Raw genomic sequence first — 15,163 nt, forward strand, 5'->3', positions numbered from 1 at the left:
GCCCTCGGGGTCAGCCCTGCGGCGTCTTGGCTTCGGGCTTCTCCTCGGCCCCGGCCTCGGGGGCCTCCTTGAAGTCGACCTTCTGCATCTGCTTGCTCATCGACTTCATCAGGCCCCACACGGCCACGGCCATCACCGCGAACACGATGAAGCCGAGGACGCCGGGGGTGACCTTGTTCTCGTCGACCTCCTTGGCGAGGGGGACGAGGTGCGTCAGTGCCAGGCTTGCGCTCATGTCAGGCATTGTCCCGGATGCCCGCGAAGAGGTCGTCCTCGGGGAGGGAGGTGTCGACGAGAGACTTCGCCAGCTCGTACTCCTCCGTCGGCCAGACCTCCTTCTGCAGGTCCATCGGCACCCGGAACCAGCCGCCGTCGGGGTCGATCTGGGTGGCGTGGGCGATCAGCGCCTTGTCGCGGACCTCGAAGAAGTCGGCGCACGGGACGTGCGTGGTCAGCGTGCGCTCGACGCGCTCGGACTGCTCCCAGCGCTTCAGCCAGTCCCCGTACGGCGACTCCAGGCCGCGGTCGAGCATCGCGTGGTGCAGCGCCTCGGTGCGGGGGCGGTTGAAGCCCTGGTTGTAGTAGAGCTTCTGCGGCTGGTGGACCGGGCCGTACTCGGCCTCGGGGTACTTCTCGGCGTCCGCCGCGCCCTCGAACGCCACCATCGAGATCTTGTGCGTCATGATGTGGTCGGGATGCGGGTAGCCGCCGTTCTCGTCGTAGGTGGTGATCACCTGCGGGCGGAAGGAGCGGATCTGCTTCACGAGCTCGCCGGCCGCCTTGTCGACGTCCTCCAGGGCGAAGCAGCCGTCGGGCAGCGGCGGCAGCGGGTCGCCCTCGGGCAGGCCGGAGTCGACGAAGCCCAGCCACTCCTGCCGGACGCCGAGGATCTCCCGGGCCTCGTCCATCTCCTTCCTGCGCACCTCGTGGATGTTCGCCTCGATGTAGGCGTCACCCTGCAGCTTGGGGTTGAGGATGGACCCGCGCTCGCCGCCGGTGCAGGTCACCACCAGCACGTCCACCCCCTCGGCCACGTACTTCGCCATGGTGGCCGCGCCCTTGCTCGACTCGTCGTCGGGGTGCGCGTGAACGGCCATCAGTCGCAGCTGGTCAGTCAAGACTCAATCCTCGGTAAGTCGGCGCCCCGTGTCTTCGGCGCAATCGCAGGCTTCTATAGTGACGGAATCGGGGGACGTTTAATTCCGCGGAGGGACGATCATGAGCACGGCGAGCACGCGGCCGCCCGAGGGCCGCTACGGCCGCTCGTCGGACGACCGTGCCGACCGCAGGCTCAGGATCGCCGGATCGGTGCTGGGTGCGGCCCTTCTCGCACTGATCGGCTACTTCGCCTACCACTACATCGCGCAGAACGAGATCAGCGCCCAGGTGATCACCTTCAAGGCCTCCGACGACGCGGTCCGGGTGCACCTCGAGGTGCACAAGGACTCCGGCGCCTCCGGCTACTGCACCCTGCGCTCCCAGTCGGACGACGGCGCCGAGGTGGGGCGGGCGGACTTCCGCTTCACCGGACCGGACACGCGCATCGACAAGGTCGTCACGCTGCGTACGACGGCCAGGGGCACGACGGCCGAACTGCTCGGCTGCCACGCCGGCTGACCATGCGCAGGCCGTGACCTGCGTCGATGTGATTCTGATGGCTTATGTCCTCCCCCTTCCGCCATTGAATTGTTAGGCTCGTGGTTTCGCCCATCCAAGAGGGAACATTCTTCTGGGTAGGGCGATGCTTTGTATTTCCCAGTACCGACGAGGAGCACCCTGTGACCCAGACCAGCGAGAACGTCACCTGGCTGACCCAGGAGGCGTACAACAAGCTCAAGGACGAGCTTGCGTACCTTACTGGTCCTGCGCGCACGGAGATCGCCGCCAAGATCGCGGCCGCGCGCGAGGAGGGCGACCTGCGCGAGAACGGCGGGTACCACGCTGCCAAGGAGGAGCAGGGCAAGCAGGAGCTCCGTGTGCGCCAGCTGACCCAGCTCCTGGAGAACGCCCAGGTCGGCGAGGCGCCGGCCTCCGCGGACGGCGCCGTGGCGCCCGGCATGGTCGTCACGATCGCCTTCGACGGTGACGAGGACGACACGATGACGTTCCTGCTCGCCTCCCGCGAGTACGCGAGCGCCGATGTCGAGACGTACTCGCCGCAGTCGCCGCTCGGCGCCGGCGTCATCGGCCACAAGGTCGGCGAGGACGCGGAGTACGAGCTGCCGAACGGCAAGAAGGCCTCCGTGCGGATCCTGAAGGCCGAGCCGTACTCGGGCTGAGCCGCCGGACCAGTTTCATGTCGCGCCCCCGGCGTCCGAGGACACCGGGGGCGTCTTCATGCCCGCACGCGGCGGCCGCCGTCAGGCGGTGGCCGAGCGGTACTTGCGGACCGCGAGCGTGCGGAAGGCCACGGTGATCAGCACGGACCAGATCAGCGAGGCCCAGACGGGGTGCTGCATGGGCCAGGCGTCCGGCGTCTGGAAGCCCGGGGGCAGGTTGCCGAACAGCTCGCGGCACGCCTGCACGGTGGCGCTGAACGGGTTCCACTCGGCGATGTGTCTCAGGAAGTCCGGCATCTGGTTGGCGTCGACGAACGCGTTCGAGATGAACGTCAGCGGAAACAGCCAGATCAGACCGCCCGAGGTGGCCGCCTCGGGAGTGCGCACGGAGAGGCCGATGAGCGCGCCGATCCAGGAGAAGGCGTACCCGAGCAGCAGGAGCAGGCCGAATCCGGCGAGCACCTTGCCGAGGTTCTCGTGCGTGCGCCAGCCGACCAGCACCGCCACCACGGCGAGGACCAGCAGGGTGAGCGCCGTCTGGACCAGGTCCGCGAGGGTCCGGCCGGTCAGCACCGCGCCGCGCGCCATGGGCAGGGAGCGGAAGCGGTCGATGAGGCCCTTGTGCATGTCGTCGGCGATGCCCGCGCCCGCGCCGGCGGTGGCGAACGTGACGGTCTGCGCGAAGATGCCCGCCATCAGGAACTCGCGGTAGGCCTGCGTGGAGCTGGACCCGCCGACCTGGATCGAACCGCCGAACACGTAGGTGAACAGCACCACGAACATGATCGGCTGGATCAGCCCGAAGATGACCATCTCGGGGATCCGGCACATGCGGATCAAATTGCGCTTGGCGACGATCAGCGAGTCGCGGACGGACCGGCCGACGGGGTTTCCCGGGGCCGCGAGGGGCGCGGCTTCGGTCACTGCACTCATTTCACGGTCTCCTCGCCCTTGGCGCCCTTGCTGCCCTTGCTGCCCTTGCCGGTCCTGCCGGACCGGTCGTTCCCGGCGGACTCCTCTGCCTCGGCCACGTGTCCGGTGAGGGAGAGGAAGACGTCGTCGAGGGTGGGGCGGCGCAGTCCGATGTCGTCCATCTCGATCCCGCGGCCGTCCAGCTCCCGGATGACCTCGGCCAGCAGCTTGGCGCCGCCGGTGACGGGCACCGTGAGCTTGCGGGTGTGCTCCTCGACCGTGGTGTCGCCCTTGCCGAAGCCGCGCAGCACCTCGGCGGCGGTGGCGATGTGCTCGCGCTCGTGCACGACGACCTCGACGCGCTCGCCGCCGGTGCGGGCCTTGAGCTGGTCGGAGGTGCCCTTGGCGATGACCCGGCCGTGGTCGACGACCGCTATGTCGTGGGCGAGGTGGTCGGCCTCCTCCAGGTACTGCGTGGTCAGCAGCAGGGTCGTGCCGCCGGAGACGAGCTGCTTGATGACCTCCCAGAGCTGCTGCCGGTTGCGCGGGTCCAGGCCGGTGGTCGGCTCGTCCATGAACATCACGGGCGGCGAGACCACCAGGGCGGCCGCGAGGTCGAGCCGGCGGCGCATGCCCCCGGAGTAGGTCTTGGCGGGGCGGTCGGCGGCGTCCGTGAGGTGGAACTGCTCCAGCAGCTCGACCGCGCGCTGCCGGGCCGCCTTCGCCCTCATCTGGTAGAGCTGGCCGACCATCTGCAGGTTCTCCCGGCCGGTCAGGTACTCGTCGACCGCGGCGAACTGTCCGGACAGGCCGATGGAGCGGCGTACGGCGTCGGGGTCCTTGAGGACGTCCACGCCCGCCACGACGGCCCGTCCGCTGTCGGGCCGCAGCAGTGTCGTCAGGCAGCGGACCGCTGTCGTCTTGCCGGCGCCGTTCGGCCCGAGCAGGCCGAGGACGGTGCCCTCGGGGACATCGAGGTCTACGCCGTCCAGTGCCCTTACGTCGCCGAAGGTCTTGACCAGGCCTTCGGCATAGATGGCGCCTGGCATGTGGGTCTCCACGTCGTCGGGGATGCTTCGGAAAGGCTAGGTTCGCGTGCTCGCCGCCGCCTTCGGTTTTCCATCAGCGGTTTTCACCCGGCGTCCTCCGTCCCGGCGTCGTCTCCGCCGGAGGCACGGCACCGACTGGGGAGCGGCACCACAAACCATAACGCGATGTATCGCGTCTACCAATGGATTGCCCCGTACGAGTGACACCGCCTCCCGCGGCCAGGCCGGGCGGCTCAGTCGATGACCGTGTAGCCCGCCTGCCGCAGGGCCTGGCCGACCTCGACGCAGTGCGCCGGGCCCTTCGTCTCGAGGTGCAGCTCCACCTCCACCTCCGTGAGTCCGAGCCGGGGGTCGGTCCGCACGTGGCTCACGTCGAGGACGTTGGCGTCGGCCGCGGACAGCACCCCGAGGAGCGTCGCGAGGGCGCCGGGGCGGTCCGTCAGCCGCAGCCGGACCGCCAGGTAGCGGCCCTGGGCGGCCATGCCGTGCCGCAGCACCCGCTGGAGCAGCACCGGGTCGACGTTCCCACCGGACAGCACGGCGACGACCGGGCCGGGGAAGGCGCCGGGCTCGGCCAGCAGGGCGGCGACCGGGCTGGCCCCGGCCGGCTCGACGACCAGCTTGGCGCGCTCCAGGCACAGCAGCAGCGCGGCCGACAACTGGTCCTCGCTGACCGTGCGGACCTCGTCCACCAGGTCGCCGACGATCTCGAACGGAACCGGCCCGGGCCGGCCCACCTTGATGCCGTCGGCCATCGTCGTCGGGTTCAGCACCGACACCGGACGGCCGGCGGCGAGCGAGGGCGGATAGGCCGCCGCGCCCTCCGCCTGCACACCGACGATCCGGACCTCCGGCCGCAGCGCCTTCACCGCGACCGCGATGCCGGCCGCGAGCCCGCCGCCGCCGATGCCGACGACGATCGTGCGCACCTCCGGGCACTGCTCCAGGATCTCCAGGCCGACCGTGCCCTGGCCGGCGATGACGTCGGGGTGGTCGAAGGGGTGGATGAACACCGCGCCCGTCGTCGCCGCGTACTCCTGGGCGGCGGCCAGGGTCTCGTCGACCACCTGACCGTGCAGCCTCACCTCGGCGCCGTACTCCCGGGTCGCGCTGATCTTGGGCAGCGGGGCGCCCTGCGGCATGAAGACGGTCGCGTGCACACCGAGCAGGGAGGAGGCCAGGGCCACGCCCTGCGCGTGGTTGCCGGCGCTCGCCGCCACCACCCCCGCGGCCCGCTCCTCCGGCAGCAGCCCGGCGATCCGGACGTAGGCGCCGCGCAGCTTGAACGACCCCGTTCGCTGCAGGTTCTCGCACTTCAGGTGCACCGGCGCGCCGACCAGCTGGGACAGGTGCCGGCTGCTCTCCATCGCGGTCGTCCGTGCCACGCCCGAGAGCATCTTCTGGGCTCCGCGCACGTCGTCGAGGGTGACGGAGCGCAAGGAGCCTGCCGTGCGGTAGCTCATGACTCGAGTCTCGCAGTTCACGCTCGAGCGTGACGGGTGTGACCAAGCTCCGAGACCGGGTTTGCGCAGCGCCGGTACGGCCCGCGCCCGGGCCGCGTACCCTGTCCCCCAACCCAGCAGCCCTCATGAAGCGAGCCTCCGGCCATGCCCACAACACCTGAAATGTCGATGGACATGACGACCGTCGGTGACACCGGTCTCCTCGACACCCTGCAGCACGAGGTGGCGGTGTTCGCCCGGCGTGCCGAACAGACCCGGCTCGGCGGCGTCGGGCAGGTGCGCAACACCATGGACCGCGCCGCCTACCTGCTGCTCAACCGCCTGGACACCGAGGGCCCGATGGGCGTCAAGGCGCTCGCCGCGAGCATGGGGATCGACTCCTCCACGGTCACCCGGCAGGTCGCCCCGCTGGTCGACACGGGTCTCGTCAAGCGCACCTCGCACCCGGAGGACGGGCGCGCGGTGGTGCTCCAGCTGTCCCCGCGCGGGGCCACCCGGCTGGAGGAAGTGCGTTCGTCGAGGCGTCAGTTGATGGCCGACCTGACACACGACTGGGCGCCGGAGGAGCGCGAGCAGTTCTGCGCGCTCCTCACGCGCTTCAATACCGCGCTCTCCTCCCGGATGGCGGTCCAGCCGGGCGCCGAGCAGACACCCGCCTCCTGACACGCGCCCCGGACGGGTGCGGTCCCGAGTCTTGACCCCGGGCCGCCACTGGCCTCATATGAGACCAGGTCCTGCGTGGTGCGCGGTGCGCCCGTCCCGTACCGGACAGGACGCCCTCAGGGGGGAGGCGCGGTGCGTGATCAGCGGGCATCCCGCGACGCCCGCCGGACCCGGGAGTTCGAGGCGTTCGTCGCCGGCGCGGCGGGGCGGCTGCTGCACGCCGCCACCCTGCTCACCGGAGAGGCACCGGACGACGGCCCGCGCGCGCGGCGGCTGCTGGCGCCGGCGCTGGCCCACACCTACGCCCGCTGGGACCGGCTGCGCGGCGAGGACCCCTACGTGTGCGCCCGCCAGTACCTGGCCACCCGCTTCGCCCACGAGGCATGGCGGCACTACGGCGCCCCCGGCCGGGCCCGCCCGCATCCGCGCAGCCCGCTCGCCGAGCTGGCGCCGCAGGAACGGCTGATCCTGGTGCTGCGGATGTTCGAGGGGGTCGCGGAGGAGCAGACGGCGGCTTTGCTGGGCCTGCCCGTCGAGCGGGTGCACACCATCTGCGACCGGGCGACGGCAACCGTGCTGCATCCGGCGCGCGAGGCGGCGCGGCCCGCGGTGGGCGCGAGGGCGGCGCCGTCATGAGGCGGCCGGCGGCCGGGAGGCCCCGGTGAACCGCCCCCAGCGGGAGGCCGCCGTGCGGCGGATCATGGAGCGGGCGGTGGTGCCGGTGCCGCCCGGTCTGCACGCCGAGGCGGTCCGCCGCGGCGAACGTCTGCTCCGGCGCCGGCTGCTCGCGCGCCGGCTGCTGTTGCTGCTGCTGTGCGCGGCGGCGGTGGCGTTCACCGTGTGGGCGGTGCGGACGCAGCCCTGGGTGGAGCCGCCGTCGCAGACGACTCCACCGCTCACCGGCTGGTGAAGGGGTCGGGGCGGTCCGTACCGGCGTACGGACCGCGCCCGCGCCCGGCCCACTGCCGGCCGGGAGCCCGCTGCCGGCCGGGGGCCTGCTGTCAGCCGAGGGCCTGCTGCAGGTCCTCGAGCAGGTCGTCGACGTTCTCGATACCGACGGACAGGCGCACCAGGTCGGCCGGGACCTCCAGGGCGGAGCCGGCCGTGGAGGCGTGGGTCATCCGGCCCGGGTGCTCGATCAGCGACTCCACGCCGCCGAGCGACTCGCCGAGGGTGAAGACCTTGGCGCGGTTGCACACCTCGACGGCGGCCTCCTCGCCACCCTGGACCCGGAACGAGATCATGCCGCCGAACGCCTTCATCTGCTTGGCGGCCACCTCGTGCCCGGGGTGCTCGGGCAGGCCCGGGTAGAGCACGCTGCTCACGCGCGCGTGCCGGGTGAGCATGTCGGCGATCTTCGTGGCGTTCTCGCTGTGCCGGTCCATGCGCACCGCGAGGGTCTTGGCGCCGCGCAGCACCAGCCAGGAGTCGAAGGGGCCGGCGACGGCGCCCATGGCGTTCTGGTGGTACGCCAGCTCCTCGCCCAGCGTCTGGTCGGAGGCGATCAGGGCGCCGCCGACCACGTCCGAGTGGCCGCCCATGTACTTGGTCAGCGAGTGCACGACGACGTCGGCCCCGAGCGACAGCGGCTGCTGGAGGTAGGGCGTGGCGAAGGTGTTGTCGACGACGAGCCGGGCGCCCGCGTCGTGGGCGACCTGGGCGACGGCGGCGATGTCGGTGATGCCGAGCAGCGGGTTGGAGGGGGTCTCCACCCAGACCACCTTGGTCTTCGGCGTCATCGCGGCCCGCACGGCGGCCGGGTCGCTGGTGTCGGCGACGGACCACTCCACGCCCCAGCGGGTGACGACCTTGGCGAAGAGGCGGAAGGTGCCGCCGTAGGCGTCGTTGGGGATCACCACGTGGTCGCCGGGGCTGAGCAGCGTACGCAGCAGGGTGTCCTCGGCCGCCAGGCCGGAAGCGAACGCGAGTCCTCGCCGGCCGCCCTCCAGCGCGGCGAGGTTCTCCTCGAGGGCGGTCCTGGTCGGGTTGGCGCTGCGGCTGTACTCGTAGCCGCCGCGCAGGCCGCCCACGCCGTCCTGCTTGTAGGTCGAGACCTGGTAGATCGGCGGGACGACCGCGCCGGTGAGGGGATCCGCGGTGTTGCCCGCGTGGATCGCGAGGGTCTCGAAGTGCTGACTGATGTGCCTGTCGCTCATGTGCACCGAGCGTAGTGCGCTTGGCCGGATGGTGGCGTCCGACGGGCTCGGGGAGCGTACGGCCCCCGGGCGCCGGCGGCGCCGAGAGCGGGTTTTCCACAGGTCCGGCGGGCGGGGTTGGCCAATTGTCGGCGAGGTCTGGTTCGCTTGGGGCATGGCGACTCTCTGGCTGCTCATGGCGCTGGTCCTGCTGTCCTTCGTGCTGCTCCCGGTCATGCGGCGCAGGCGCGGGGCGGCGGGGCGGGGCCCGGCCGGCCTGCCCGACCCCGCGCGTGCGGCGGCCTACGGCTTCGTGCCCGAGGAGGAGCTGGACGTGCGGATGCCCGGCCCGGACAAGGACCTGCTGGACGTGCTGGACGTGGTCCGGCGCACCGGGGACTACCGCGCGGCCGCCGAGATGCTGGCCGGAACCGAGGCGGAGGGCGAGGCGCGCTGGCAGCGGGTCCAGGCCTTCGCCGGCGCGGCCGCACTGGAGCTGGCCGAGCGGCCGGGCGGGGTGCACGAGACGCCCGGCGGGCAGTGGCTGAGAGTGTGGCGGGCGGAGCGGCCCAAGGACGCCGGCGGCGCGGCCGTGCACGCCGAGTTCCTGGTGCAGCAGGCGTGGCGGACGTCCGCGCCGGGCACGGACGACTTCCGGATCATCATGGAGGAGGCCCGGCAGGCCTGCGGCGAGGCGGCGCTGCTCGCGCCCGGCGACCCGGTCCCGTACATCGTCGAGCTGTCCGCCGCCCGGGGCCTGGGCTGTCCGCGGCCCGAGTTCGAGAAGCTGTGGCTGGACGTCGTCGAGCGCGCCCCGCACCACATGGGCGCGCACCTGGCGGCCCTGCACTACTGGTGCGAGAAGTGGCACGGTTCGCGCGAGGAGGCGTACGCCTTCGCGGAGAACGCCGCGGCCCGCGCCCCGGAGGGCTCGCTGCTGGCCGCGCTGCCGCTCTTCGCGGTCTTCGAGCACCTCCCCGAGGTCAACCTGGTCCGCAGCTTCTACCAGAGCGAGGTGGTCACCCGGGCGATCCAGGGCGCGCTGCACGCGGTGCACACCGCCCGCCCGGACGACCCGGTGCTCGCCCACGTCCGCCATCTGCTGCTGTTCTTCCTGGTACGGGCCGAGCGCTGGCCGGAGGCCATGGACCAGCTCGCGCACGTCGACGGCCATGTCGGCGCGCTGCCCTGGACCCTGTCCGCCGACCCGGCCGCCGCCTTCGCCGCCCACCGCGCGCTGGCGGTGGCCGGCTACGAGGCGGCCGGGGGCAGCCCGGCGGGCCTGCCCGGCTGACCTTCCCGGCCGTTACCTGTGCGCACCGGTCCGCACAGGTCAGGGCGGGGATTGCCGCGCTGATCTCCGGTAGGGCATACTCCGCTTGCTCCGGCTTTGCTCGCGCTTTGCCCGGCGCCGCTCCGGGCGTACCCCGGAGGCCGTAGGCCGTCCCGAGCCCGCTCGACGTCTGCTCCGAGTCCCCCCACACTCACCGGCAGCACCGCCCGGCGGCGCCCGCCGGCCTGTTCCTTTCTCCGGGTCCTGTGGGGGGATCTGCCCGATGGGCGCAACTCTGCGCGCGCTGCGCGCTCTCGTTCTGCTGTGCGGCTTCTACCTGCTGAGCCTGCTGCTGCTCGCGGCGCTGGCCGGCGCCGACGCGGCCGTGGTCACCTGGGTGCACGGCCCCGCCGGCATCAAGATCGTCGCGGTCTCGGTGCTGCTCGCCGTGCCCGTCGTGCGCGGCATGTTCATGCTGCGCACGCCCAGGGGCGAGAGACCGCCCGGCGTCAAGGTCACCGAGGCGGACGAACCCCGGCTGTGGGCGCTGGTGCGGGAGCTGGCCGCGGCAACCGGCACCCGGGCCCCCGACACGATCGTGCTGACGGCCGACGTCAACGCGGCCGTCAGCGAGGACGCGCGGCTGCTCGGCCTGCGGCCCGGCCCGCGCCTGCTCTGTCTGGGCGTCCCGCTGCTGACCGGCCTGACGGAAGCCCAGCTGCGCGGTGTGCTCGCCCACGAGTACGGCCACTACACCGGCGGTGACACCCGCCTGTCCGCGCTCGTGGTGCGCGGCCGGGTGCAGATCGCCCGGGTCATCGAGCACTTCCGCGAGAAGGCGGACGGCAAGGTGGCCGCCGAGCGCGGGCGCCAGGAGAAGGCCGCCGCCAAGCGGGTCGCCAAGGGCAAGAAGGCCAAGGAGGTCGACACCGCCGGGGCCGGGGTGACGTACCGGATGATGGCGTCGGTCTACACGCTGTACGGCAACCTCTATCTGCGCGCCTCCCTGTCCACCGCCCGCGCCCAGGAGTACGCGGCCGACCGGGCCGCCGCCCGGATCGCCGGGCGGGACGCGATCGCCTCGGCCCTGCGCGAGATCCCCGCCCTGTCGGCCTCCCACGACTTCTACCTCGACTCGTACGCCACCCTCGGTCTGCCGGTGCGGCTGCTGCCGCCGCGCGGCGAGTTCTTCGGCGGCTTCGCCCGGCTGCTCGCGGCCCGCGCGCAGGAGCCGGCGGAGCCGCGGCCGGAGCTGCCCGCGATGCCGGCCTCGCCGTACGACTCCCACCCGCCGATCGCCGAACGCGTGCGCCGGATCGAGGCGCTGCCCGACGACGGACGCGCGGCGGAGGCCGGCGGCCCGGCGCTCGCCCTGCTCACCGACGCGGAGAAGACCCTGGCCGCGCTGGAGGACGCCGTGCTGGCGGACGAGATCCTCGGCTACCCGCGCGCCGCCGCGTGGCAGGAACTGCTGGACGCCGCCATGGTCCGGAACATGTCCGCCGTGCGCACCCCGCTGCACCGGGCGCTCGACGAGTACACCGGGCAGCCGGCCACGCTGTCCGCGCTGCTGGACGTCGTCGACGACGGCCGGCTGTGGCGGCTGGCGGAGCGGCTGCCGCTGTCCGACGAGGCGGCCGCGGCGAAGGGCCGGGTCTTCCGGGAGTTCGTGCGGCCGCGGCTGCGCTCGTCGCTGCGGACGATGGTGCTGGCCGAGTTCAGCGCCCGTTCGCAGTTGAGCTGGGAGTTCTCCTGGTCGCGTGCGGCCGCCGCGCGGCTGACCGGCCCGGTCCCGCACGACGCCCCGCACGACGCCACGGACGGCGGGCCCGAGGCCGCGCTGGAGGCGGCCGTGAACGCGGCACTCGCCGACCGCCCCGACACCGCCCCGCTGCGGGCCCTGCTGCCCCCGGCGGCGACGCCGGCCGTGTGAGCCGCGGGCCCGCCGCCCGCCGCCGCACGACCACGCCCCGCCGGCCCGGCACCGACTCCCCGGGTCCGAGCCGGCGCCAGGCACCGGCACCCGCCACCCGACACCGGCACCAGCACCAGCACCAGCACCAGCACCAGCACCAGCACCAGCACCCCAACGCCGTCCCCTGACGAACGGACCGCACCCCACCATGACCGTCCTGCTCTGGATCCTCGGCATCCTGGCCGCCCCCGCGGTGCTCTTCGCACTCTGGCTGGCCTGGGTCTTCCTGAAGGAGTTCTTCTCCCCCAGCCCCGACGACGACGCCGAGGCCGCGGAGGCGGCCGAGGCCGCCAAGACCGCCGAGCGGCTCGGACTGCTGCCCGTCGAGCGGCAGGACACCGAGCACGCCGCCCCGCTGCCCGCGGACTGGGCGGCGGCGCTCACCGCGGTCCGGGCCGGCGACTGGCGGCCGGCCGCCGAGCTGCTGAACGGCATCGGCCGGGACTGGGAGCGCCGTTCAGCGGCCGCATACCTCCTCGCCGAGCGCGCGGCCGAGGAGGACGAGTGGCTGCTGGCCTGGGAGACGGCCCGCCCCGACGACCCCGACGCGGCCGTGGTCCGGGCGCGCAGCACGGTGATCCTCGCCTGGAAGCTGCGCGGCGCCAGGACGGGCGAGCACACGACGCGGGAGCAGGCCGAAGGCTTCCACCGGACGCTGCGCGGCGCCCGCGAGGAGATCGCGCGAGCCGCCGCGCTGAACCCCGACGACCCGACGCCGTACATCGCGGAGATCTGGGTGGCGCTAGGGCTCGGTTACCCGAACGCCGAGATGGAGAAGCTCTGGGCGCAGATCACCACCCGGGCGCCGCACCACTACGAGGCGCACTTCTCGGCGCTGCAGTACTGGTGCGCCAAGTGGCGCGGCTCCGAGCGGCTGGCCTTCGACTTCGCCGAGCGGGCGGCGGCCGAGGCGCCGGCCGGCAGCCTGCTGACGGCGCTCCCGCTCATCGCGCACTTCGAGCACGACGACTCGGAGGACACCGCGGCCGACAACACCCCGCGGATGCTGGCCCGGGTGGAGGCGGCGCTCGCCGACGCCGCGGCCGCCGACCCGGCCCACCCGCGCCTGCCCGAGCTGCGTCACCTGCTGGCGTTCTACCTCCACCTCCAGGACCGCGACGAGGCGGCGCTGGAGCAGTTCAAGCTGGTCGACGGCCATGTCAACGCGCTGCCCTGGCGCTACCGCGGCGACGGCATGGCGCGCCACTTCTGCCAGGTGCGGAACACGGTGGCCCAGCGGGTGACGGCCACCGGCTGATCCCGGCAGCGGTTTTTTTCGGGCGACGGCACCGGCCCCGGTCCCGTACATTCGCCCCTCGCACAAGGACCAGCGCCGATGTGAGGGCGTGTGAAGGGGAGGGGCCGGATGGGCGGTCGTACGTTTCTGATCGGTGGCGGATGGGAGCGCGCGGAGGTGTACGCGCCGTTCCTGCGGGCGGCCGCCGAGCGCGCGGGCGGTGTGCCGCGGATCGCCTGTGTCGTCGTGGACGAGGGGGACGGGCAGGAGCAGTTCGAGCGGTTCGCGCTGGCGCTGGGCCGGAGCGGGGCCGGGTGCGAACCCGTGCCGGCGCTCGTGCCGCTCGGTGGGCGGTTCGAGCCGGAGGAGGCGCTGGACGGCGCCGACGGGCTGCTGGTGTGCGGCGGGCTGACGCCCGCCTACCAGGAGGCGTTCGCCGGCTGCGCGGACCGGCTGCCGCGGCTGCTCGCCGAACGCGGAACGCCGTACGCGGGCTTCTCCGCGGGCGCCGCCGTCGCGGCCCGGCGGGCGGTGGTCGGCGGATGGCTCGTGAACGGGGTCCCCGTGTGCCCGGAGGACACGGCGGAGGACCTGGAGGAGGTCGCGGTGCGGCCGGGTCTGGGTCTCGTACCGTTCGCCGTGGACGTGCACGCCGCCCAGTGGGGGACGCTGGCGCGGCTGGTCGCGGCGGTGGGGCGGGGCGAGGCGCCCTACGGCGTCGCCGTCGACGAGAACACCGTGGTGGAGGTGGCCGGCCCGGCCGCCCGGGTCGCGGGGCGCGGGCGGGCCCATGTCGTACGGCCCGGCGCGGACGGCGCGGTGACCGTGCGGTCGTACGCCGACGGGGAGGGCTTCGACGTCGCCTGAGGCGGGCGGGCCGACCGGGCCAGGGTGACCGGCGGAACCGGCCGGCGCGCTCGCTCGGCACGCCGGCCGGTGCTCCGAACCGGTGGGTCGGCCCGGTCACAGGGCCTGTCAGCCGGACCGTTCGCCGGCCCGTCGGAGGGTGACGGTGTCGAGCCCGTCGGACAGTGCGGTGGCGAGCCCGTCAGATGGTGGCGGTGTCGATGACGAAGCGGTAGCGGACGTCGCTGGACACGACGCGCTCGTAAGCCTCGTTGATCTCGGCCGCGCCGATCAGCTCGATCTCGGCACCCAGGCCGTGCTCCGCGCAGAAGTCCAGCATCTCCTGGGTCTCGGGGATGCCCCCGATGTTGGAGGTGGTCAGGTTGCGCAGGTTGCCGAAGAGCGAGGACAGGGCCACGTGGACCGGCTCCTCGGGCAGGCCGACGTTCACCATCGAGCCGCCGGTGCGCAGCAGCGAGAGGTAGGCGCCGAAGTCCATCGGGGCCGAGACGGTGTTGAGGATGATGTCGAAGGTGCCCTTCAGGTCCTCGAAGGTCGCCGGGTCGCCGGTGGCGTAGTAGTGGTCGGCGCCCAGCCGCAGGCCGTCGTCCTTCTTGCGCAGGGTCTGGGACAGCACGGTGACCTCGGCGCCCATCGCGTGCGCGATCTTGACGCCCATGTGGCCGAGGCCGCCGAGGCCGACGACGGCGACCCGCTTGCCCGGGCCCGCGTTCCAGCGCTTGAGCGGCGAGTACGTGGTGATGCCGGCGCACAGCAGCGGGGCGGCCACGTCCAGGGAGAGGCCGTCGGGGACGCGGACGACGTAGTTCTCGTCGACGACGATCTTCTCGGAGTAGCCGCCGTAGGTCGGCTCGCCGTCCTTGCCGACGGAGTTGTAGGTCCAGGTCGGGCCGCGGTCGCAGTACTGCTGCAGTCCGGCCTTGCAGTTGTCGCACTCGCGGCAGGAGTCGACCATGCAGCCGACGCCCACCCGGTCGCCCACGGCGAACTTCGTGACGCCGGGCCCGACCTCGGACACGACGCCCGCGATCTCGTGACCGGGGACCATCGGGAAGATCGCCTCGCCCCAGCCCTCACGTGCCTGGTGGATGTCGGAGTGGCAGATGCCGGCGAACTTGATGTCGATCAGGACGTCGGACTCGCCGACCGGACGCCGCTCGATGGTGGTCCGCTCCAGCGGAGCCTTCGCGGCGGGCGCGGCATACGCGGCAACAGTGGTCATGGGGGATCTCCTAGCGGACTCTCGGTGCCCGGTCGCCTTCCGGCCGGGGCACGTCTTCCAGCGTGCCCCATGTCCCGCGGCTCACCCA

At 72.9% G+C, this 15,163-nt stretch carries 16 protein-coding genes; 9 read left to right on the forward strand and 7 right to left on the reverse strand.

All coding sequences use genetic code 11. From position 1 onward, the window contains the following. Positions 1-10: 10 nt before the first annotated feature. Both ACZ7JA_RS02050 and mca read right to left on the reverse strand, forming a co-directional pair. Positions 11-244, reverse strand: a complete 234-nt coding sequence (locus tag ACZ7JA_RS02050) for a hypothetical protein (RefSeq protein WP_351671577.1) — start codon at positions 242-244, stop codon at positions 11-13. Further along, positions 237-1,097 (reverse strand): mycothiol conjugate amidase Mca, encoded by an 861-nt coding sequence (gene mca / locus ACZ7JA_RS02055; protein WP_351671627.1) that lies wholly within the window; start codon positions 1,095-1,097, stop codon positions 237-239. Before mca ends, ACZ7JA_RS02050 begins: the two co-directional genes overlap by 8 nt. 121 nt (positions 1,098-1,218) lie before the next feature. Between mca and ACZ7JA_RS02060 the strand changes: the two genes are divergently transcribed. Next, positions 1,219-1,617 carry a DUF4307 domain-containing protein gene (locus ACZ7JA_RS02060; protein WP_351671574.1) on the forward strand — a complete coding sequence of 133 codons (399 nt, stop codon included), beginning with the start codon at positions 1,219-1,221 and terminating at the stop codon, positions 1,615-1,617. Between the two features lie 161 nt (positions 1,618-1,778). Further along, a complete protein-coding gene (gene greA, locus ACZ7JA_RS02065) occupies positions 1,779-2,279 on the forward strand; it encodes a transcription elongation factor GreA (protein WP_199211759.1) in 501 nt (166 codons plus the stop codon). A gap of 81 nt (positions 2,280-2,360) precedes the next feature. Here the strand turns inward: greA and ACZ7JA_RS02070 are convergent, their stop codons facing one another. The 3 genes from ACZ7JA_RS02070 to ilvA form a co-directional block, all read right to left on the reverse strand. Beyond that, a complete protein-coding gene (locus ACZ7JA_RS02070) occupies positions 2,361-3,212 on the reverse strand; it encodes an ABC transporter permease (RefSeq protein WP_351671570.1) in 852 nt (283 codons plus the stop codon). Continuing rightward, positions 3,209-4,240 carry an ATP-binding cassette domain-containing protein gene (locus tag ACZ7JA_RS02075; RefSeq protein WP_404024216.1) on the reverse strand — a complete coding sequence of 344 codons (1,032 nt, stop codon included), beginning with the start codon at positions 4,238-4,240 and terminating at the stop codon, positions 3,209-3,211. Before ACZ7JA_RS02075 ends, ACZ7JA_RS02070 begins: the two co-directional genes overlap by 4 nt. A gap of 233 nt (positions 4,241-4,473) precedes the next feature. Continuing rightward, the gene (gene ilvA, locus ACZ7JA_RS02080; protein WP_351671564.1) at positions 4,474-5,703 is read right to left on the reverse strand and encodes a threonine ammonia-lyase; all 1,230 of its coding nucleotides are present in this window, start codon (positions 5,701-5,703) and stop codon (positions 4,474-4,476) included. A gap of 162 nt (positions 5,704-5,865) precedes the next feature. Between ilvA and ACZ7JA_RS02085 the strand changes: the two genes are divergently transcribed. From ACZ7JA_RS02085 to ACZ7JA_RS02095, 3 genes are all read left to right on the forward strand, one after another. Continuing rightward, positions 5,866-6,366, forward strand: coding sequence for a MarR family winged helix-turn-helix transcriptional regulator (locus ACZ7JA_RS02085; protein ID WP_351671624.1), 501 nt, complete (start codon positions 5,866-5,868; stop codon positions 6,364-6,366). Positions 6,367-6,498: 132 nt separating this feature from the next. Next, positions 6,499-7,002: a sigma factor-like helix-turn-helix DNA-binding protein gene (locus tag ACZ7JA_RS02090; RefSeq protein WP_351671561.1), complete on the forward strand. Its 504-nt coding sequence runs from the start codon at positions 6,499-6,501 to the stop codon at positions 7,000-7,002. A 25-nt stretch (positions 7,003-7,027) separates the two neighbouring features. Next, on the forward strand, positions 7,028-7,276 hold the full coding sequence (locus ACZ7JA_RS02095) for a hypothetical protein (protein WP_470806853.1): 249 nt from the start codon (positions 7,028-7,030) through the stop codon (positions 7,274-7,276). A gap of 91 nt (positions 7,277-7,367) precedes the next feature. Here ACZ7JA_RS02095 and ACZ7JA_RS02100 read toward each other — a convergent pair whose 3' ends face one another. Beyond that, positions 7,368-8,522 carry a cystathionine gamma-synthase gene (locus ACZ7JA_RS02100; RefSeq protein ID WP_351671555.1) on the reverse strand — a complete coding sequence of 385 codons (1,155 nt, stop codon included), beginning with the start codon at positions 8,520-8,522 and terminating at the stop codon, positions 7,368-7,370. A 154-nt stretch (positions 8,523-8,676) separates the two neighbouring features. Between ACZ7JA_RS02100 and ACZ7JA_RS02105 the strand changes: the two genes are divergently transcribed. The 4 genes from ACZ7JA_RS02105 (at position 8,677) to ACZ7JA_RS02120 (ending at position 13,853) form a co-directional block, all read left to right on the forward strand. Beyond that, positions 8,677-9,795, forward strand: a complete 1,119-nt coding sequence (locus ACZ7JA_RS02105; RefSeq protein ID WP_470806857.1) for a hypothetical protein — start codon at positions 8,677-8,679, stop codon at positions 9,793-9,795. A gap of 262 nt (positions 9,796-10,057) precedes the next feature. Further along, positions 10,058-11,707 (forward strand): M48 family metalloprotease, encoded by a 1,650-nt coding sequence (locus ACZ7JA_RS02110; RefSeq protein ID WP_470806858.1) that lies wholly within the window; start codon positions 10,058-10,060, stop codon positions 11,705-11,707. Between the two features lie 190 nt (positions 11,708-11,897). Then, positions 11,898-13,007, forward strand: a complete 1,110-nt coding sequence (locus ACZ7JA_RS02115; protein WP_470806859.1) for a hypothetical protein — start codon at positions 11,898-11,900, stop codon at positions 13,005-13,007. 108 nt (positions 13,008-13,115) lie between these two features. Continuing rightward, the gene (locus ACZ7JA_RS02120; RefSeq protein WP_470806861.1) at positions 13,116-13,853 is read left to right on the forward strand and encodes a hypothetical protein; all 738 of its coding nucleotides are present in this window, start codon (positions 13,116-13,118) and stop codon (positions 13,851-13,853) included. A 181-nt stretch (positions 13,854-14,034) separates the two neighbouring features. On the opposite strand, the gene ACZ7JA_RS02125 is transcribed toward ACZ7JA_RS02120, so the two are convergent. Further along, the gene (locus ACZ7JA_RS02125; protein ID WP_351671537.1) at positions 14,035-15,075 is read right to left on the reverse strand and encodes an NAD(P)-dependent alcohol dehydrogenase; all 1,041 of its coding nucleotides are present in this window, start codon (positions 15,073-15,075) and stop codon (positions 14,035-14,037) included. Positions 15,076-15,163 lie beyond the last annotated feature (88 nt).

The sequence above is a fragment of the Streptomyces sp. NPDC038135 genome, from assembly GCF_055601245.1.

Bases quoted from the DNA above. Each gene is read 5' to 3' on its own strand.
- ACZ7JA_RS02085 (WP_351671624.1), top strand. From the start codon at position 5,866: ATGTCGATGGACATGACGACCGTCGGTGACACCGGTCTCCTCGACACC.
- ACZ7JA_RS02110 (WP_470806858.1), top strand. From the start codon at position 10,058: ATGGGCGCAACTCTGCGCGCGCTGCGCGCTCTCGTTCTGCTGTGCGGC.
- ACZ7JA_RS02075 (WP_404024216.1), bottom strand. From the start codon at position 4,240: ATGCCAGGCGCCATCTATGCCGAAGGCCTGGTCAAGACCTTCGGCGAC.
- ACZ7JA_RS02120 (WP_470806861.1), top strand. From the start codon at position 13,116: ATGGGCGGTCGTACGTTTCTGATCGGTGGCGGATGGGAGCGCGCGGAG.
- ACZ7JA_RS02105 (WP_470806857.1), top strand. From the start codon at position 8,677: ATGGCGACTCTCTGGCTGCTCATGGCGCTGGTCCTGCTGTCCTTCGTG.
- ilvA (WP_351671564.1), bottom strand. From the start codon at position 5,703: ATGAGCTACCGCACGGCAGGCTCCTTGCGCTCCGTCACCCTCGACGAC.
- ACZ7JA_RS02115 (WP_470806859.1), top strand. From the start codon at position 11,898: ATGACCGTCCTGCTCTGGATCCTCGGCATCCTGGCCGCCCCCGCGGTG.
- ACZ7JA_RS02100 (WP_351671555.1), bottom strand. From the start codon at position 8,522: ATGAGCGACAGGCACATCAGTCAGCACTTCGAGACCCTCGCGATCCAC.
- ACZ7JA_RS02060 (WP_351671574.1), top strand. From the start codon at position 1,219: ATGAGCACGGCGAGCACGCGGCCGCCCGAGGGCCGCTACGGCCGCTCG.
- ACZ7JA_RS02050 (WP_351671577.1), bottom strand. From the start codon at position 244: ATGCCTGACATGAGCGCAAGCCTGGCACTGACGCACCTCGTCCCCCTC.
- ACZ7JA_RS02125 (WP_351671537.1), bottom strand. From the start codon at position 15,075: ATGACCACTGTTGCCGCGTATGCCGCGCCCGCCGCGAAGGCTCCGCTG.
- mca (WP_351671627.1), bottom strand. From the start codon at position 1,097: ATGGCCGTTCACGCGCACCCCGACGACGAGTCGAGCAAGGGCGCGGCC.
- ACZ7JA_RS02070 (WP_351671570.1), bottom strand. From the start codon at position 3,212: ATGAGTGCAGTGACCGAAGCCGCGCCCCTCGCGGCCCCGGGAAACCCC.